The following is a 17,803-nucleotide window of genomic DNA, read 5'->3' as shown; positions in this document are numbered from 1 at the left end:
ACCCCCGCCGACTCTCGCATGATCACCTTCCTGGTCAGGTCGGAGTGGCCGTCGGAGGGACCCGACACAGCCGGTACATCCCGTATCGTCACGACCCGATGGAGAACCTGACCACCCGCGGGCGCGTGACCCGGCTGGGCGCGACCGCACTCGGCCTCGTCCTGCTCGTCGGCGGCACCTTCTGGGGCAGCGACGACGACTTCCCGTTCGGCCCGTTCCGGATGTACTCCACCTCCAACCCGCCGAACGCGCCCGCGCCCGACACCCGGGTCGAGGGAGTGAACAGCTCCGGGGCGGTGATCGACCTCGACCAGAACGCGACGGGCATCCGGCGCGCCGAGATCGAGGGTCAGCAGGCCCGGTACGCGGCCGACCCGACGCTGCTCACCGAGGTCGCCGACGCGTACGCCGAACGCCACCCGGACGCACCCGCGCTGGTCGAGGTCCGCATCGTCATCCGCTGGCACGGCATCCGCGCCGGCCGGCCCACCGGCCAACACACCGACCAGACCGTCGTCCGCTGGCAGGCGACCCGATGACCCGCTGGCTGACCGAGGCCGTGCCCCGGGGCCGGGTGGCCGCGTTCCGGACCCTGATCTACCTGTTCGTCGCCGCCGATCTGGTGATCTTCACTCCCTGGGTACGCACCCGGGTCAGCGTGCCCGGCGACCTCTACCAGCCACTCCTGGTCGGCCGCCTGCTCCCACTGCCGACGCCGACCGAGACGCTGGTGACGGTGATCTTCTGGGCGTTGCTGCTGCTCGCCCTCCTCGCCGCTACCGGACGGGCGCCCCGGCTGCTCGGCTGGGCGGTGTGCGCGCTGTACCTGGAGTGGATGATCATCGCGATGAGCTACGGCAAGGTCGATCACGACCGGTTCGGGCTGCTCGTCGCGCTGGCCGTGCTGCCCACCGCAGGTCGCGCCCGGCACGGCGACCCCACCCGCACCGAGGCCGGTGGCTGGGCCCTCCGCGTCACCCAGATCGCGGTGATCTGCACGTACTTCCTGGCCGCCTTCGCCAAGCTGCGCTTCGGCGGCCTGGACTGGCTGACCGGCTCGGTCCTGGCCCGCGCGATCATCCGGCGCGGCACCGACCTGGCCGACCTGATCGCCCAGGTGCCGTACCTGCTGATCGTCGCCCAGTTCGGCATCGTGGCGTTCGAGCTGCTGAGCCCGGTGGTCTTCTTCCTGCCACCCCGCTGGCGACTCGCCATGGTCGGCTTCTTCTACTCGTTCCACGCGGTCACCATCGCGACCATCACGATCTCGTTCGCGCCACACCTGGCCGCGATGACCAGCTTTCTACCGCTGGAGCGGGTACGCCCGCTGGTCTGGACCCGCCGGCTCGTCCGCCGCGACAGTCCCGACGGCGCTCCTCCAGCCGAGCCGACGGACGCCGACCCGGTGCCAACCCAGGGCCCGCTGACGACCGGCGCGGAGCGGGCGTTCGACGGTCAGGCTCCGGCGGGCTCCGGCGCGGAGCGGGCGTTCGACGGTCAGGCTCCGGTGGTGGGGCGACCGCTCGGGCCGTAGAGCCGCTCCCGGGCCTCCTGTGGCAGGGCGCAGGCCGCCGTGCCCCCGGGAAGCCGGTGCCGGTTGCGCGCGACCCAGCGGTACAGCGGCCAGGCCGCCACACGCACCGGCGGAAACCGCAGGCCGGCGCCGGCGACCCGCCAGAGCGGGCCACTTGCCGCGAGGAGCTTCGCGATGGCGTCGGGGCCCGCCGCACGCGCGCCGTCCGCGCCGACCCACTGCACGGCCTCCTCGCACTCGGCCACGCTGAGGCCGAGCGCGTCCAGGTCGGCGAACTGCCAGGGCACCACCCGAGCGGTGGTGGGGATGCGGCGCTCGATGAACTCCGCACAGGTCGTGCAGAACGCGCAGTCCCCGTCGTAGACGAAGGTCGACGTCTCCATGGCCTCCATCCTTCCCCCTCCGACCACCCGGATGCCCACCGGTGTACGGCGGGTCACTTGCGCGATGCTCGTACACGTGTTCGAATAGTGGCCATGCGCTGGGACAACCTCACCGCTCCCCCGGTCGAGGGAGACCCCGAGCGGGCAGCGCCAGCGACGCCACCCCTGCCGCTGGCGCTGCCCGGCGCCGTCACCCGCACCTTCGACACTCCCGAGTTCGCCGGGATGACCTTCTACGAGGTGCGGGCCAAGTCCATCCTCAACCGGGTGCCCGGGCAGTCCCGCGTTCCGTTCGAGTGGACGATCAACCCGTACCGAGGATGCACTCATGCATGCCGATACTGTTTTGCGAGAAATACGCACACTTATCTCGATCTCGACGCAGGTGCCGACTTCGACCGCAAGGTGATCGTCAAGGTCAACGCCGGCGAGCTGGTCCGGCGAGAGCTGGCCGCGCCGCGCTGGCGGGGCGCGCACGTGGCGATGGGCACCAACGTCGACTGCTACCAGCGGGCCGAGGGTCGTTACCGACTGATGCCGCAGATCATCGGCGCCCTACGCGACTTCGCCAACCCGTTCTCGATCCTCACCAAGGGCACGCTGATCCTGCGCGACCTGCCGCTGCTGCGCGAGGCCGCCGAGGTGACCACGGTGGGCATCTCCTTCTCGGTGGGGTTCGTCGACGAGCACCTCTGGCGCACCGTCGAGCCGGGCACACCACACCCACGCCGCCGGCTGGACGCCGTCCGGGCGCTCACCGACGCCGGCATCTCCGTCGGGGTGCTGATGGCCCCGATCCTGCCCGGCCTCAGCGACAGCGACGAGTCGGTCGAGGCCACCGTCTCCGCGATCGCCGCCGCCGGGGCGACAAGCGTGACCGCACTGCCGCTGCACCTGCGCCCCGGCGCCCGCGAGTGGTACGCAGGCTGGCTCGCCCGCGAGCACCCGCACCTCGTGCCCCGTTACCGCGAGCTGTACCGGGCCGGGGCGTACGCGCCGCAGGCGTACCAGCGGGAGGTGACCGCACGGGTGCGGATCGCCGCCCGCCGGCACGGGATGCACCGTGGCGAGCGCGGCGACAACCGCAACCTGCCCGAGCCACCGCCACCGGCGGCAGCCGAGCAGCTGACGCTGCTGTAGTCGGAGCTACAGTCGGCGGGTGCGTACCGCTCAGCAGATCCTCGCCGACTCCGCCGTGATCGCCGTCGTGGGCGCGTCCCGCGACCCATTCAAGGCCGCGCACGGCGTGCCGTTGCAGATGCAGCAGTACGGCTGGCGCATCATCCCGGTCAACCCGACGGTCGACGAACTGTTCGGGGAACGGGCCTACAAGACCCTCGCCGACATCCCGCATCCCGTCGATCTGGTGGACGTGTTCCGGCCGGCAGCCGACGCCGTGCAGGTGGTCCGCGACGCGGCGGCGATCGGCGCTCCTGCGGTCTGGCTGCAACTGGGCATCGTGTCGGCCGAGGCCCGGCGCATCGCCAAGGAGGCCGGCATGGACTACGTCGAGGACCGCTGCCTCATCGTCGAACGCGCCGCCGCCAACCTGACCCGCCAACCCTGACCAACCCTCCCAACCCGCCCGCCCCCTCGCCCCGCCCGCCCCCTCGCCCCGCCCAGGCCCTCGCCGATCTTGCACTTACTGTCCCGATAAGACCGGCATAAGGGTCAATCAGGCAACAGGAAGCGCAAGATCGGCGGAGGGATGGGCAGCCTGGCGACCCGCCTACGCGTCGATCACGGCCCAGGCACGCCCTCGCGTCGATCATGGAGTTGTGGTGCCAGATTCCAGAACTTCTGCCGCATCTGTGCCCCACCACAACTCCATGATCGATGGGGCGTCGCGGGGGGCGCCGGGGCGGGGCGGCGGCGCCGAGGGCGTCGGGCGGGGGCGGGTGGGTTAGAGCTTGTATTCCTTGAGGAGGCCTCGGGAGATGATTGTTTTCTGGATCTCTGAGGTGCCTTCGCCGATGAGCAGGAACGGGGCTTCGCGCATCAGCCGCTCGATCTCGTACTCCTTGGAGTAGCCGTAGCCGCCGTGGATGCGGAACGCTTCCTGGACGACCTCGGCGCAGTACTCCGAGGCGAGCAGCTTGGCCATCCCGGCCTCGACGTCGTTGCGCTGGCCGGCGTCCTTGAGCCGGGCGGCGTTGACCATGAGGGCGTGCGCGGCCTCGATCTTCGTGCCCATCTCGGCGAGCTTGAAGGCGATCGCCTGGTGCTTGGCGAGTGGCTGGCCGAAGGTCTTGCGCTGCTGGGCGTAGCTCACCGCCAGCTCGAAGGCGCGGATGGAGATGCCGCAGGCGCGCGCGGCGACGTTGACCCGGCCCACCTCGATGCCGTCCATCATCTGGTAGAAGCCGCGACCCACCCGGTCGGCGCCGCCGAGGATCGCGGAGTCGGGCACGGTCACGCCGTCGAGCACCATCTCGGTGGTCTCGACGCCCTTGTAGCCCATCTTTTCGATCTTGCCGGGAATGGTGAGGCCGGGGGCGGTCTCGCCGAAGCCGGGCTCCTTCTCCAGCAGGAAGGTGCTCATGTTGCCGTAGACGGACTCGGCGCCGGTGTCGGTCTTGACCAGGGTGGCCACCACCGAGGAGTACGCCCCGTTGGTGAGCCACATCTTCTGCCCGTTGAGCACGTAGTTGTCGCCGTCGCGGACGGCCCGGGACTTGATCGCCGAGACGTCCGAGCCGGTCTCCGGCTCCGACATGGAGAACGCGCCGCGCACCTCGCCGGTCGCCATCCTGGGCAGCAGGCGGGCCTTCTGCTCGGCGGAGCCGTGCTGGGAGATCAGGTACGCCACGATGAAGTGGGTGTTGACGATGCCGGAGATCGACATCCAGCCCCGGGACAGCTGCTCCACCACCAGCGCGTAGGTGAGAAGTGATTCGCCGAGCCCGCCGTACTCCTCGTCGATGGTGAGGCCGAACAGCCCCATCTCGCGCATGCCGTCGAGGATGTCGGTGGGGTACTCGTCGGCGTGTTCCAGCCGCTGCGCGTGCGGGATGATCTCCTTGTCGGCGAAGTCCCGAACGGTCTCCAGGATCGACTGTTGCACGTCGGTCAGGCCGGGCGTCTGGGCGAGTCTGGCCATCTCAGCCTCCGGGGATCCGCGCACTACTCGTGGGTAACTGAACGCTGGGTCAGTATCGGCCTCTCGGGTCGACGAGGCCAAGGTGACCAGTCCACACAACCGCTGTGAAAAGGTTCACCGCTACGGGTAGCGTCCGGCAAGAGGGACCTTTCCGGCACCGGCAGGAGGAGGAGAGCTGTGAGCTACCCGCCGCCGTCGGGACCGCCCGGCGACGAGCAGCCGCCGTCGCCCTACGAGCAACCGAAGGACCAGTCGCCGTACGCGCCACCGCCGGCCGGCCAGTCGCCGTACGCGCCCCCGCCGGACCAGCCGGCGTACGAGCTGCCAGCGGAACGGTCACCGTACGGGCCACCGGCGGGCGAACCGTCGCCGTACGGTCAGCAGGGGCCGCAGCAGTCGGCGCACTGGAGCCAGCAACCCCCGTACCCTCCCCAGGGCCCCTACGGCCAGTACGGCCCATCACCGTCCGGGCCGGGTCGGGGCACCAACGTGCTGGCGATCCTGTCGCTGGTCTTCGCCTTCGTGTTTCCGCCGGCCGGTGCCGTCCTCGGCCACGTGGCCAAGCGGCAGATCCGCACCAGCGGCGAGGAGGGCGACCAGCTCGCGACCTGGGGGCTGATCCTGGGCTACGTCTTCACCGGGCTCACCGTGCTGGCCTGCTGCGGTTGGCTGGCCCTGGTGGCCTTCGGCAACAACACGGGCGACAGCGGAGGCTACTGACCGGCCCGCCGGTGCGAACCGTTCCGGTCAGCGGAAGCGGGACTCGCGGACGCTGTTGCCGCCGTCCACCACGAGCATCTGCCCGGTGATGTACGAGGCGGCCGGGGAGCAGAGGAAACTGATCGCCGCGGCGACCTCGTCCGGCGTGCCCGGTCGCCCCACCGGGGTGCCCAGCCCCTGCTTGACCTCGGCCATCGTGGAGGCCGCGGTGTAGATGGTGCCGGGCGCGACCGCGTTGACCGTCACGCCGTCGGCGATCATCTCCATGGCCAGGGCGCGGGTCAGCCCGACGACCCCGGCCTTCGCAGCGGCGTACGCGGCCTCGGTGGGCAGGGCGTTGACCGGGCCGGCGGTGGCCGCCAGGTTGACGATGCGACCCCAGCCCCGCTCGGCCATCCCGCCGATGAACGCCCGGCTGCACAGGAACGCGGTGGAGAGGTTGCGGTCGATCTCGCCGCGCCACTCGTCGTAGGTCAGCTGCGCCACCGGCCGCAGCACGCCCTGGCTGGCCCGGCTGGCCAGGCCGGCGTTGTTGACGAGCACCTCGACGTCGCCCAACTGTTCGGCGACGGCATCGGCAAGCGCGCCGACCTCGGACTCGTCGGTCAGGTCCGCGACGAAGCCGGTCACCCCCAGCTCGGTCGCCCGCTCGTGGATGCGTCGGGTGGTGGAGACGATTGCCACCCGGGCGCCCAGGTCGGCGAGTCGCCGGGCGGTCGCGTACCCGATGCCGTCCGGGCTGCCTGCCCCGGTGACCAGGGCGACCCGTCCGTCGAGGCGCATGGTCACCGGGTCGGCAAGGGCGACCGGCTCGTCGGGGCCGGTGTTGCCCGCCGAGGCGGTCGTCCGGGCTCGCCGGGCCGCACCCGGGCGGCTGACGTCCCGTCGGGGTCGACTGCCGGAGCGATCCGCGGCGCGCGCGTCGAATGCCATGCCAGGGATCCTGCCCCTTACGGCCGGCCCGAGCAACGCGGCACCCGGAAGCAGGGGCGTCGGGTTTGGGCGTCGGTGGCTACCCTGTCTCCGCACCCGAGCCGACGGAGAGTTCGCATGACCAATCCCCCGCCGCCCGGCAACTGGACCGACCCCACGTGGTCGGCTCAGCCGTCGAGCCCCGCACCGGACCCGACCCTGGTGGCCGGTCAGCCGGTCCCCGCGCAGCCTGGCCCGGTCGACCCGTACGCCCCCAGCCCGTACCCGCCTGTCGACCCGTACGCCGGCGCGCAGCCGCCGGCGACCCAGCCGATGCCCGGTTACGCCCCGCCCGGTTACCCCGCGCCCGGCTACCCGCCGCAGTACCCCGGCTACGGCTACCCGCAGCCGCCGAAGACCAACGGGTTGGCGATCGCGGCGTTCGTGCTGGCCCTGATCGGCTTCACGTCCTGCATCACCGCGCCGGTCGGCGCGATCCTCGGCCACGTCGCGCAGAAGCAGATCCGGCTCAGCGGCGAGGGCGGGGCGGGGATGGCGAAGGCCGCCATCATCGTCGGCTGGATCCTCACCGGGTTCCTGGTGCTGATCATCCTCTTCTACGTTGCCGCGATCATCTACGCGATCGCGACGAGCGACAACAGCAGCAGCTACTGACCGCAGGTCGGGCCGGCGGCGGTCGTCGCGGCCCGGCCGGTCACTGCTCCGGTGGGGTGAACGACGAGGTACGGCTCATCCCGGCGGCCCGGCCCTTGGCGGCGACCACGAGCGCCATCTTGCGGGACGCTTCGTCGATCATCTCGTCGCCGAGCATCACGGCGCCGATCCGGCCGCCGGCCTCCGAGGTGTAGTGCTCGTACGCGTCGAGGATCAGCTCGGCGTGGTCGTAGTCGGCCTGCGCCGGCTGGTAGACCTCGTTCGCGGCGTCGATCTGGCCCGGGTGCAGCACCCACTTGCCGTCGAACCCGAGCGCAGCCGAGCGCCGGGCCACCTCGCGGAACGCGTCGACGTCGCGGATCTGCAGGAACGGGCCGTCGATGGCCTGCTTGTCGTGCATCCGCGCGGCCATCAGGATGCGCATCAGGATGTAGTGGTAGGGGTCGCCCGGATAGTCCGGGATCAGGCCGCCGACCACCATCGACTTCATGTTGATCGAGGCCATGAAGTCGGCCGGGCCGAAGATGATGGTCTCCACCCGCGATGAGGCGGCGGCGATCGCGTCCACGTTGACCAGACCTGCGGCGTTCTCGATCTGCGCCTCGATGCCGATCCGGCCGACCTCCAGGCCGATCGTCTTCTCGATCTGGGTGAGCGTGAGGTCCAACCACTGCACCTGGGCGGCGGTCTGCACCTTCGGCAGCATGATGCAGTCCAGGTTGGCGCCGGCGCCCTCGACGACCTCGATGACGTCCCGGTAGGTCCACGGGGTGGTCAGGTCGTTGACCCGGACCACCCGGGTCTTGCCGGCCCAGTCCCCCTCATTGAGGACCGCCACGATGTTCTTGCGCGCGTCCGGTTTGGCAAGTGGCGCGACGGCGTCCTCCAGGTCGAGGAAGACCTGGTCGGCAGGGAGCCCTTGGGCCTTGCCGAGCATCTTCACGCTGGAACCCGGTACGGCGAGGCAGGACCTGCGGGGGCGACCGACTGCGGCCATGGGTGCGCTCCTTCCAGCGTCCGGCGGGCAGGCCGACGCCACCTGACGACGGATCCGGGACCTTAACGATCCCAAAGGGCGTTGTGACGCCACGGTAACCTCGCGCCATGACCGGGGTGAATGGACCTGTGGAAGATCTCACTGGGCGTCGACTGGTGGTGGTGACCGGGGCCAGCTCCGGCATCGGGCTGGCCGCCGCCGTACACCTGGCCTGCCGTGGTGACCAGGTGGTGCTCGTCGGGCGGGACCCGGCCCGCCTGCAGGCAGCAGCCGAACGGGTACGGGAGAACTCCGGTGAGCGTCCGGAGCTGTTCCGGGCCGACTTCGCGATCCTCGACGACGTACGCCGACTGGCCGAGCAACTCCGGGCCGCGTACGACCGGATCGACGTGCTCGCCAACAACGCCGGCGCGATCGCGTTGCAACCACTGAGCACCGTCGACGGTTTCGAGATGTCGATTCAGGCCAACCACCTGGCCCCGTTCCTGCTGACCAACCTGCTCGCCGACCGGCTGGGTCGGGTCGTGGTGACCGCCTCCGGCGCGCACCGCTTCGGCGCACTCGACCCGGACGACCTGAACAAGCCGCTGCGCGCCTACCGGCCGATGGGCGCGTACGGCACCAGCAAGCAGGCGAACATCCTCTTCACCGCCGAGGCCGCCCGGCGCTGGCCGGACATCGGCGCGTACAGCTTCCACCCGGGGGTGGTCCGCACCCGGTTCGCGAACGACAGCAGGGTTGTCGCGTTCGGTATGCGTTTCATGCCGTTCCGGAGCCCGGAGAAGGGCGCCGAGACCCTGGTCTGGTTGACCAACCAGGACCGCTCCCGGCTGATCGACGGGGGGTACTACGTCGACCGTCGACCGCGTCGGCCCCTGCGGAAGGCCGCCGATCCGCAGCTCGCCGCCCGGTTGTGGGCGACGAGCGCCAAGGCCGTCGGTCTGGACCACTGAGGTGGCCGACGTGCTGGCACTTGTCGCGATCGTCGAGGTCGAGGCGGGCTAACCGCTGCGGACGCGCCGTCGCCGACCTCGACCACGCCACCGTCGCAGCAGGGACACCATCGGCAGCGCGACAAGGATCGTCAGAACGAAGCCCGCCGCGAGCGCCCAGAACGGCAGCGGCCCGTAGTCCGGGCGGCCGGATTCGCGTACCGCCCCGTCGATCGCGAGGTCGGCGGCGACGGACAGGTCGGTGACGCCCTGCGGGGTGCGGAAGAGCACCTCCGGCGCGGTCGCGCCCCGACGTAGCGCCACGAGTTCCACCGCCTCCGTACCGGGCTCGTGATAGGGCCCCCACGCGATGTCGTGCTCCTCCGGCCGGTCGACCGCGTCCGGGCCGGGCACCCCGACAAGCCCGACCGCCTCGTCCGCCGAGCGCCACCCGAGCAACTGGACGAACGTGCGCGACGGCAGCGGCGGGAAGGCCGCCCCCGCCAGTGGCGTGTCGTCGCCAACGGACCGCACCGCGAGCCTCCAGGTGCGCGGGTAGGACGGCACCGGGCAGTCGGTGCAGGTGGACCGCTCCAGGACGGCCACCGTTCGGCCGTCCGGCAGCCACGACCCGGCCCCGGCGAGCCGACCACCGGCGAGCGGCAGCTTCCGGTACGGCTCGGCGAACTGGTCGGCGCCGGCGTCGGCAAGCCGGGTGAGCCAGACCTCGTCACGGACCTGGAGGGCCAACTCGCCGCCGTCGGGCGAGAGCGCGGCAGTGCGTCCGGGCGGAACCCAGGCGGTGCCGACGCGCACCCGCAGCACGTCCACCCCGCGTTCCCGGTCGTACACCCCGACGTACGGGGTGTGGTAGGTGTTCGGCGGGGTGAACGTGGTCTGGTCGTCGGCGTAGACGAGACGCCTGCCGTCCGGCGCGAAGGCGAGCGGGTAGCCGCCCAGGTCGTCCACTGTGGAGCGGCCGGTGGTCAGGTCGATCAGTGCCGTGCCGACCGACGCGAAGCGGCCGTCCGGGGAGAGCGTCGCCTCGAAGCCCGCGACGGCCGGGCCGGCGTCGAGCACGCGGTAGCGGTCCGCGTCGGCGGCCACCACACCCATCCGATTCTCGAACCAGTCGGTGCGTACGGCCGGACCGCCGAAGAGCATCGCCGTCACGCCCGGCGCCGACGCGCGCACCGAGGCGGTTCGCAGTGGCGGGTCGGCGAGCCGGGTGGGCAGGCCAGGAGCGTCGTGCCGAGGGCCGGCGGGGGCCGGCAGGGCCACCGGGCGCAGCGCGTACCCGGTGCCAAGGAGCAGGACCACGACGGCGAGTGCGCCGGCGACGGCGGCCCGCCGACGACGGTGCCGGGTCCGCGCCGCGTCGAAGAGCCCCTCCGGTACGCGCGCGGGCGGCACGTCGGCGGCGAGGCGACGCAGCGCTTCGGAGAGCCGGGCGGTCACCGGGTCACCTCCTGCGGGTCACGGCCGACAAGCTCGGCCAACTCGGGGGCCAGGACACGGAGTCGGCCGAGGGCGTGCCGGGTCTGGCTCTTCACGGTGCCGACCCGGCAGCCGAGTAGTTCCGCCGTCTCCGTCTCGGTGCGGTCCTCGTAGTACCGCAACACGAGGACCGCGCGCTGCCGCGCGGTCAGCCGGGCCAACGCCGCCGACAGCACCAGCCGCAGATCGGTGTCGTCACCGGGCCCGGGGCGTTCCGGCAGCGCCCCGTCCAGCCGCTCCGGCGGGCGGGCCCGCCGCCAGCGCCACCAACTGGCCGCCTGGGTGCAGAGCACCCGACGCAGGTAGGCGCGCGGGTCCGCGATCCGCTCCCACCGCACCGCGACCCGAGCCAGTGCCACCTGGACCAGGTCCTCGGCATGGTGCCGGTCACCGGTCAACAGGTACGCGAGCCGGGTCAGCCCGGCGGTCTCGGCCCGGACGAAGTCGGCGAAGCCGTCCCGGGTGCGGTCCTCAGTCGTCAACGGATCGCCCTCCTCGCCCGCAGAGACGCCGGGCGGGCCCGCCACGGAGGGAACCCACGTGCGATCAGTCGGCCAGCGGGGTCGGGTCGGCCGGCAGCGCGGTGGGTTCGCCGCGCCGGCCGCCGAGCACCACCACCGCCACCCCGACCAGCAGCAACGTCATCCCCAGCAGCGCGTACGGGCGAGGAACCTGGCCCAGCCAGGCCCACCCGAGCAGGGCCGCGCCGGGCGCCTCCAGCAGGATCAGCACGCTCACCGTGGTCGCCGGGATCTTCCGCAGGGCGTAGTTGAACATCGAGTGCCCGAGCAGTTGGGCGCCGGCCACCAGGGCCAGGATGGCCAGCCAGGTACGCCCGTCGAACCCGCTCAGCCGGACGCCGCCGACCAGACAGAGAACCAGCAGGATGAGCGCGCAGATCCCGTAGCAGATGGTGGTGTACGTGGTGGTGCTGATGCTGGTCCGGGCCCGCTCGCCGAAGGCGGTGTAGACGGCGGCGAACACGGCACCGGTCAGCGCCAGCACGTCGCCGAGGACGGCCCGGCCGGAGACCCCCACGTCCACTCCGGTGGCGACCGCCGCGCCGACGACCGCGACCGCGATGCCGGCCCACACCACCCTCGGCAACGGACGCCCCTGGGCGCGGGCGATCAGCCCCTGCCAGACCGGCTGGGTGGCGACCAGGGCTGTGGACGCGGCGACCGAGGTGAGCTGGGCGCTCGGCACCCAGGTCGCGAAGTGCCCGGCCAGGGCGACCCCGGACAGGACGCAGAACAGCCCCTCCCGCCGACCGGCGCCCGCGATCAGCCTGCGAAGTTCGGCGCGACGTCGCGCCAGCGCGAAGGGGCTCAGCACGGCCGCCGCGAGCAGGTTGCGCCAGAACGCGATGGCCAGCGCGGGCGCGGCGGCGTACGCGATCAACGGCGCGGACGACGACACGGCGACCACGGCCAGCCCGACCGCGCCGGTGGTCAACGGATCCAGGGTCTGCCGAGGTGAAGGTGGGGGCACGGGACGTAATCCTCACACGTATGACGGTCAGCACGGAGGGTCATCACTCCGTTACGATCACGCGGTTCCGCGCCGGCGACCCTCGACCGCCCGGAGGCGTTCCCCCATGCCCAGCTACCAGGCGGTGCTGTTCGACTTCTTCGGCACCCTGACCCGTTCGGTGCAGCGCGGCGTCGCGCACGTCGGCACCGCCGAGCTGCTCGGATGCCCCACCGACACGTTGACCGACGTGCTGGACCGCACCTACTACGAGCGGGCCAGCGGCCGGCTCGGCGACGCCGAGGCGACCCTGCGCTGGGTGTGCGCCCAGGTCGGCGTACACCCGAGTGACCATGCGGTGCGGGCGGCGGTGGCGTCCCGGCACCGGGCGGTGCGCGCCGACACCTGGCTGCGCGCCGACGCGGTGCCGGTGCTGGCGGCACTGCGCCAGCGCGGCCTGCGCACCGGCGTGATCAGCGACTGTACGCACGAACTGCCGGCCTTCCTGCCACAGCTCGCCGTCGCCCCCCTGCTCGACGTGCGGGTCTTCTCCGTGCAGGTCGGCCGCTGCAAACCGGATCCGACGCTCTACCTGACGGCCTGCCAGCGGCTCGGGCTCGCGCCCGGCGACTGTCTCTACGTCGGCGACGGCGGCAGCCAGGAGCTGACCGGCGCCGAGCGGGCCGGCATGACCGCCGTCCGGCTCGCCGCACCGGATCTGGCCACGCACATGGTGTTCAACGCCGACCGGGACTGGCACGGCCCGACACTCGGCACCCTGGCCGAGGTACTCGCCCTCGTCGACAGCGACGTGGCGGTCGCCGGCGTCGGCAGTGGAACGGGCTGATCGCCTGCTCAGCGGCGGCGCACCCGGTGCAGGCGGAACGGCTTGCGGGTGGCCCGGACCGCCGGAGTCTCCCGGGGCGGCTCGGCCTGCGCGTCGGCCGGCAGCTCCGCGCCGAACAGCGGCGTGCCCGCGGGGGCGAGCCGGTTCACCGCGCAGCCGTCCGCGGCCCACCGGGCCACCAGATCGGCCGTCGGGCCGGGCGCGTTGAGGCGCTTCGCCGCCACCAGCGGCGCGGTGACCTCCCACGCCTCGGTGCCGGGCTGCAACCGGCTCACCCGGGCCGGCCAGGTGACGATCCGGCCGCCGTGGTCACCGCGCAGGGTGACCTGAGCCTCGGTCGCGTCGGCAAGACCCGGCGCGGCCTGCTCGCCCGGCCCGCTGACCACGAGCAGCGCGCCCTCCAACGGGGCGCACCAGAGCGCGAGCGCCGGCCCGCCGGCAACGCTGACCCAGGCCACCGCGGCCTTCTTCATCGCCTCGTCGACAAGCGGAGTGCTCTGCGGGGCGTCCTCATCCGTCACACTCGCATCCTCCCGCATTGGCGCCTCCGTTCAGCCCACGAACGGTGGCACGGCGATCTCGCCGCGGGCCACCGGCACCACCTGACCGGCGACAGTCGCGCCGACCGCCACACCGTTCGCCGCGGTGACCGTGCAGGCCAGTGCGGACGGCCGGTTCATCTCCACGCCCTGACGGACCGCGTACTCCGACCGCCCCGCACCGGGCAACAGACCGCTCGCCACCAGCCAGACACCGAGGCCGAGCGCCGCCGAGCCGGTGGCCGGGTCCTCCGGGATGCCCATCCCCGGTACGAAGACCCGGGCGTGCGCGGTTTGCGCGGCGGCGTCCCAGGAGAAGACGCTGACGTGCGACACCCCGTACCGCTGCGCCGCCGCGGCATTCACCTGCGCGCGGGCCACCGACTCCGGCCGCACCGGCAGGTACGGAAACTCCAGCCCGCAGCCGGCGACGCGGGGCGCGGGCCCGACGTGGTCGTCGGCGACCAGCCCGGCGATCTCCAGCAGCGGCTCCGGGTCCAGCTCCGGCCCGAGTGTCGGTGCGCCGCCGGTCAGCAGCGCCCCGGACTCGGTCACCTCGATCGGCAGCACACCCGCCCGGCACTCCTGGGTGACCTGCCCCACACCGAACATGCCCCGACGGCACGCGGTGACCGCCGCGCCGACGCTTGGATGCCCGGCGAACGGCAACTCCTCCACCGGCGTGAAGATCCGGGCCCGGTAGGTGACGCCGACCTGGGTCGGCGGCAGCACGAACACCGTCTCGGAGAGGTTGAACTCCAGCGCGAGCGACTGCATCTGCTCGGTGGCCAGCGCCTCCGCGCCGAACACCACCGCCAGTGGGTTGCCGGCGAACGGGCGGTCGGTGAAGACGTCCACGATCTCGTAGGCCAAGGTCGACATGTTGATAAACACTAGGCGCTTAGGCTGGTGCCCGTGAGCACGCCGACCCGGGTCTACATCGCCCGCCTCGCCGGAGTCGCCGTCTTCGACCCGAACGGCGATCAGGTGGGCCGGGTTCGTGACGCCGTGGCACGGCTCCGGGCGACCAAGCGTCCGCCGGAGGTGGTGGGCCTCGTCGCCGAGATGCCGATGCGTCGTCGGATCTTCCTGTCCATCAACCGGATCACCTCGATCGACGCGGACGCCGTCGTGCTCGGCTCCGGCACCCTCAACCTGCGCCGGTTCGAGAAGCGCCAGAACGAGCTGCTGGTGCTCCAGGAGTTGCTCGACCGGCGCGTGCAACTCGACCCGGGCGGCCAGCCCGGCGCGGTCGTCGACGTCGCCATGGAGTGCTCCCGGGGCGGCGAGTGGTCGCTGACCCGCGTCGCCGTACGCGAACACACAGGTCGGCTCAGCCGCCGCGGCCACCTGCACCAGGTCGAGTGGGACCGGGTGCGCGGGCTCAGCGGCATCGCCGACAACCGGGGTACGGCCAACCTGCTCGCCGTCCTGGAGGACATGCGCCCCGCCGACCTGGCCAACGCGTTGCAGGACCTGCCCGACACCCGGCGCAACGAGGTCGCGGCCGCGCTCGACGACGAGCGACTTGCCGACGTGCTCAGCGAGCTGCCGGAGCACGACCAGGTGGAGATCCTGGCCGCCCTCGACCGGGAGCGCGCCGCCGACGTCCTGGAGGAGATGGACCCGGACGACGCCGCGGACCTGCTCAACGAGCTACCCCCACCCGAGCAGGACGTCCTGCTGGACCTGATGGAGCCGGACGAGGCCGACCCGGTGCGTCAGCTGCTGAAGTACACCCCGGGCACGGCCGGGAGTGTGATGACCTCGGAGCCGGTCATCCTGCCGCCGGACGCCACCGTCGCCGAGGCGCTGGCCCGGATCCGGGAGCCGCAGCTCTCCCCCGCCGTCGCCGCGCAGGTCTTCGTGACCCGGGCACCGCAGAACACGCCGACCGGTCGCTACCTGGGCATGGTGCACTTCCAGGCGCTGCTGCGCGAACCCCCCGCGGACCTGCTGGGCAAGGTGGTGGTCAACGACATCGACCCGCTGCGCCCCACCACACCCCTGCCGGAGATCACCCGGCGGATGGCCACCTACGACCTGGTCGCCATGCCGGTGATCGACAGGAACAACCGGCTGGTCGGCGCCGTCACCGTTGACGACGTGCTGGACCACTCGCTACCCCGGGACTGGCGGGACCGCGACGCCCTGGCCGTCCCGGGCGCCTCCGACTCCGTGCTGGACGGCACGGATGGCTGACCAGCGGCGGTCGGAGCGTCTCGACCAGCCCCGCGAGCCCCGGGGCGTCAAGCTGCCCCGGTTCGACGCGGAGGCGTTCGGTCGGTGGTCCGAGGGCATCGCCCGGGGCATGGGCACCGCGAACTTCATCGTCGTCATGACGGTGGTGATCACGATCTGGTTCGTCTGGAACACGTTGGCCCCGGCGGACCTGCGCTTCGACCCGTACACCTTCACGTTCCTGACCCTGGTGCTGTCGTTGCAGGCCAGCTACGCCGCCCCGCTGATCCTGCTGGCCCAGAACCGGCAGGCCGACCGGGACCGGTTGGCGGCGGAGGAGGACCGGCGGCGAGCCACCGCGCAGAAGGCGGACACCGAGTACCTGGCCCGGGAGATCGCCGCGCTGCGGATCGCGCTCGGCGAGGTCGCCACCCGCGACTTCGTCCGCTCCGAGCTGGCCCGACTTGCCGAGGAGCTGGACGAGGCGGGCCAGCGCCGGCAGCGGCTGGAGCGCCGCCAGCAGGAGAAGGACAGCCGGCAGCAGCGACGGGGGCAGCGGTCGACCGACGGTGTCGGCCTGGACGAACCCCGCGACGACCTGGACGGTGACTTCACCCGCGACGCCCGGCCGGACGGCACCGGCCCGCGCCGATCGGACGGCTGACCACCGGGTCATCGATTGGCTCACACCGCCCCGGGCAGCGGCGGCAGCGGATGCCCCGCGACGTAGCATTGCGGGCATGTCAGCACCCGTGAGCACCGTCGAGGACGCGATCCAGGCCGCCCTGGCCACCGTCAACGACCCGGAGATCCGCCGGCCCATCACCGAGCTGGGCATGGTCCGCTCCGCCACGATCGGTGCCAGCGGCGTCGTCCGCGTCGAGCTGCTGCTCACCGTCGCCGGTTGCCCGCTCAAGGACAAGCTGCGTACGGACATCACGGCCGCCGTCGCCGCAGTGCCAGGCGTCACCGGCGTGGAGATCGACTTCGGGGTGATGACCCCCGAACAGCGGCAGTCGTTGCAGTCGCAGCTGCGCGGTGGCGGTGCCACCGAGGAGCCGGTCATCCCGTTCGCCCAGCCCGGCTCGCGCACCCGGGTCTACGCGGTGGCAAGCGGCAAGGGTGGCGTCGGCAAGTCCAGCGTGACGGTCAACCTGGCCGCGGCGCTCGCCGCCCGTGGGCTCTCCGTCGGGGTCGTCGACGCGGACATCTACGGCCACTCGGTGCCCCGGATGCTCGGCGCGGACGGCCGACCCACCCGGGTCGAAGACATGATCATGCCGCCGCAGTCGCACGGTGTGAAGGTGATCTCCATCGGCATGTTCACGTCCGGCAATGCCGCCGTGGTGTGGCGTGGCCCGATGCTGCACCGGGCGCTGCAGCAGTTCCTGGCCGACGTCTACTGGGGCGATCTGGACGTGCTCCTGCTCGACCTGCCGCCGGGCACCGGCGACGTGGCCATCTCGCTGGCGCAGTTGCTGCCCAACTCGGAGATCCTCATCGTCACCACCCCGCAGACCGCCGCCGCCGAGGTGGCCGAGCGGGCCGGCGCGATCGCCCTGCAGACCCACCAGCGGGTGGTCGGCGTCATCGAGAACATGTCCTGGCTCGAACTGCCGGACGGCTCCCGGATGGAGATCTTCGGCGCCGGCGGTGGTACGGCGGTGGCCGAGTCGCTGAGCCGGACCATCGGCGCGCAGGTGCCGCTGCTCGGCCAGATCCCACTTGACACCCGGGTCCGCGAGGCCGGCGACGCGGGCAACCCGGTCGTGCTGGCCGAGCCGGAGTCCCCGGCCGCGCAGGCACTCGGTGCGGTCGCCGACCGGCTCGCGGTACGCCGTGAGTCGCTGCTCGGCAAGCCCCTCGGCCTCAAGCCCGCCGGCCGCTGACCGGCCGCTCGGCGCGCGGTCCGGCGCGGCGACCCCGATCTCGTCATCACCAGCCCGATTGACTTCGACGAGCTCAACGTCGAGGCGAGTGACGTGCGGCTGGTGTGCGAAATCATCTCGCCGAGCA

The 17,803-nt window shown here is 72.2% G+C and carries 20 protein-coding genes; 11 read left to right on the top strand and 9 right to left on the bottom strand.

Translation table 11 applies throughout. The annotated features are described in order from the left end of the window. Positions 1–98 precede the first annotated feature (98 nt). The gene (locus tag ACWER9_RS10065; RefSeq protein WP_452301487.1) at positions 99–539 is read left to right on the top strand and encodes a hypothetical protein; all 441 of its coding nucleotides are present in this window, start codon (positions 99–101) and stop codon (positions 537–539) included. Continuing rightward, a complete protein-coding gene (locus ACWER9_RS10060; protein ID WP_452301486.1) occupies positions 536–1,534 on the top strand; it encodes an MFS transporter permease in 999 nt (332 codons plus the stop codon). Before ACWER9_RS10065 ends, ACWER9_RS10060 begins: the two co-directional genes overlap by 4 nt. Here the strand turns inward: ACWER9_RS10060 and ACWER9_RS10055 are convergent. Then, positions 1,498–1,917 (bottom strand): thiol-disulfide oxidoreductase DCC family protein, encoded by a 420-nt coding sequence (locus tag ACWER9_RS10055; protein WP_452301485.1) that lies wholly within the window; start codon positions 1,915–1,917, stop codon positions 1,498–1,500. The two genes, ACWER9_RS10060 and ACWER9_RS10055, sit on opposite strands and share 37 nt — an antisense overlap. Positions 1,918–2,010: 93 nt before the next feature. Between ACWER9_RS10055 and ACWER9_RS10050 the strand changes: the two genes are divergently transcribed. Continuing rightward, positions 2,011–3,057, top strand: a complete 1,047-nt coding sequence (locus tag ACWER9_RS10050; protein ID WP_452301484.1) for an Rv2578c family radical SAM protein — start codon at positions 2,011–2,013, stop codon at positions 3,055–3,057. Between the two features lie 19 nt (positions 3,058–3,076). Further along, a complete protein-coding gene (locus ACWER9_RS10045; protein ID WP_452301483.1) occupies positions 3,077–3,484 on the top strand; it encodes a CoA-binding protein in 408 nt (135 codons plus the stop codon). A 336-nt stretch (positions 3,485–3,820) separates the two neighbouring features. On the opposite strand, the gene ACWER9_RS10040 is transcribed toward ACWER9_RS10045, so the two are convergent. Continuing rightward, a complete protein-coding gene (locus ACWER9_RS10040) occupies positions 3,821–5,017 on the bottom strand; it encodes an acyl-CoA dehydrogenase family protein (RefSeq protein ID WP_452301482.1) in 1,197 nt (398 codons plus the stop codon). A gap of 177 nt (positions 5,018–5,194) precedes the next feature. On the opposite strand from ACWER9_RS10040, the gene ACWER9_RS10035 reads away from it, so the two are divergent. Then, positions 5,195–5,737, top strand: a complete 543-nt coding sequence (locus tag ACWER9_RS10035) for a DUF4190 domain-containing protein (RefSeq protein WP_452301481.1) — start codon at positions 5,195–5,197, stop codon at positions 5,735–5,737. 27 nt (positions 5,738–5,764) lie between these two features. Here ACWER9_RS10035 and ACWER9_RS10030 read toward each other — a convergent pair whose 3' ends face one another. Further along, positions 5,765–6,670, bottom strand: a complete 906-nt coding sequence (locus tag ACWER9_RS10030) for an SDR family NAD(P)-dependent oxidoreductase (RefSeq protein ID WP_452301480.1) — start codon at positions 6,668–6,670, stop codon at positions 5,765–5,767. 117 nt (positions 6,671–6,787) lie between these two features. Between ACWER9_RS10030 and ACWER9_RS10025 the strand changes: the two genes are divergently transcribed. Next, positions 6,788–7,324: a DUF4190 domain-containing protein gene (locus tag ACWER9_RS10025; protein ID WP_452301479.1), complete on the top strand. Its 537-nt coding sequence runs from the start codon at positions 6,788–6,790 to the stop codon at positions 7,322–7,324. 40 nt (positions 7,325–7,364) lie between these two features. Here ACWER9_RS10025 and ACWER9_RS10020 read toward each other — a convergent pair whose 3' ends face one another. Beyond that, a complete protein-coding gene (locus tag ACWER9_RS10020; RefSeq protein ID WP_452301478.1) occupies positions 7,365–8,321 on the bottom strand; it encodes an HpcH/HpaI aldolase/citrate lyase family protein in 957 nt (318 codons plus the stop codon). Positions 8,322–8,449: 128 nt separating this feature from the next. On the opposite strand from ACWER9_RS10020, the gene ACWER9_RS10015 reads away from it, so the two are divergent. Continuing rightward, positions 8,450–9,274 (top strand): SDR family NAD(P)-dependent oxidoreductase, encoded by an 825-nt coding sequence (locus ACWER9_RS10015; RefSeq protein WP_452301567.1) that lies wholly within the window; start codon positions 8,450–8,452, stop codon positions 9,272–9,274. A gap of 48 nt (positions 9,275–9,322) precedes the next feature. Here ACWER9_RS10015 and ACWER9_RS10010 read toward each other — a convergent pair whose 3' ends face one another. The 3 genes from ACWER9_RS10010 to ACWER9_RS10000 form a co-directional block, all read right to left on the bottom strand. Beyond that, the gene (locus ACWER9_RS10010; RefSeq protein ID WP_452301477.1) at positions 9,323–10,711 is read right to left on the bottom strand and encodes a hypothetical protein; all 1,389 of its coding nucleotides are present in this window, start codon (positions 10,709–10,711) and stop codon (positions 9,323–9,325) included. Continuing rightward, on the bottom strand, positions 10,708–11,232 hold the full coding sequence (locus ACWER9_RS10005) for a SigE family RNA polymerase sigma factor (protein ID WP_452301476.1): 525 nt from the start codon (positions 11,230–11,232) through the stop codon (positions 10,708–10,710). Before ACWER9_RS10005 ends, ACWER9_RS10010 begins: the two co-directional genes overlap by 4 nt. 64 nt (positions 11,233–11,296) lie before the next feature. After that, positions 11,297–12,241: a DMT family transporter gene (locus ACWER9_RS10000; RefSeq protein WP_452301475.1), complete on the bottom strand. Its 945-nt coding sequence runs from the start codon at positions 12,239–12,241 to the stop codon at positions 11,297–11,299. Between the two features lie 106 nt (positions 12,242–12,347). On the opposite strand from ACWER9_RS10000, the gene ACWER9_RS09995 reads away from it, so the two are divergent. Next, on the top strand, positions 12,348–13,067 hold the full coding sequence (locus ACWER9_RS09995; RefSeq protein WP_452301474.1) for an HAD family hydrolase: 720 nt from the start codon (positions 12,348–12,350) through the stop codon (positions 13,065–13,067). 8 nt (positions 13,068–13,075) lie between these two features. On the opposite strand, the gene ACWER9_RS09990 is transcribed toward ACWER9_RS09995, so the two are convergent. Both ACWER9_RS09990 and ACWER9_RS09985 read right to left on the bottom strand, forming a co-directional pair. Further along, complete coding sequence (locus tag ACWER9_RS09990) at positions 13,076–13,606, bottom strand: hypothetical protein (RefSeq protein ID WP_452301473.1); 531 nt, start codon at positions 13,604–13,606, stop codon at positions 13,076–13,078. Between the two features lie 12 nt (positions 13,607–13,618). Continuing rightward, positions 13,619–14,488, bottom strand: coding sequence for a PhzF family phenazine biosynthesis protein (locus ACWER9_RS09985; protein ID WP_452301472.1), 870 nt, complete (start codon positions 14,486–14,488; stop codon positions 13,619–13,621). 33 nt (positions 14,489–14,521) lie between these two features. Between ACWER9_RS09985 and ACWER9_RS09980 the strand changes: the two genes are divergently transcribed. The 3 genes from ACWER9_RS09980 (at position 14,522) to ACWER9_RS09970 (ending at position 17,676) form a co-directional block, all read left to right on the top strand. Beyond that, positions 14,522–15,808: a magnesium transporter MgtE N-terminal domain-containing protein gene (locus ACWER9_RS09980; RefSeq protein ID WP_452301471.1), complete on the top strand. Its 1,287-nt coding sequence runs from the start codon at positions 14,522–14,524 to the stop codon at positions 15,806–15,808. After that, on the top strand, positions 15,801–16,451 hold the full coding sequence (locus ACWER9_RS09975; RefSeq protein WP_452301470.1) for a DUF1003 domain-containing protein: 651 nt from the start codon (positions 15,801–15,803) through the stop codon (positions 16,449–16,451). The genes ACWER9_RS09980 and ACWER9_RS09975 overlap by 8 nt, the downstream gene beginning before the upstream one ends. 76 nt (positions 16,452–16,527) lie before the next feature. Next, positions 16,528–17,676: an Mrp/NBP35 family ATP-binding protein gene (locus ACWER9_RS09970; RefSeq protein ID WP_452301469.1), complete on the top strand. Its 1,149-nt coding sequence runs from the start codon at positions 16,528–16,530 to the stop codon at positions 17,674–17,676. Positions 17,677–17,803: the final 127 nt, after the last annotated feature.

Source organism: Micromonospora sp. NPDC003944, from assembly GCF_053605225.1.
This window is presented reverse-complemented; position numbering and strand designations above follow the sequence as displayed.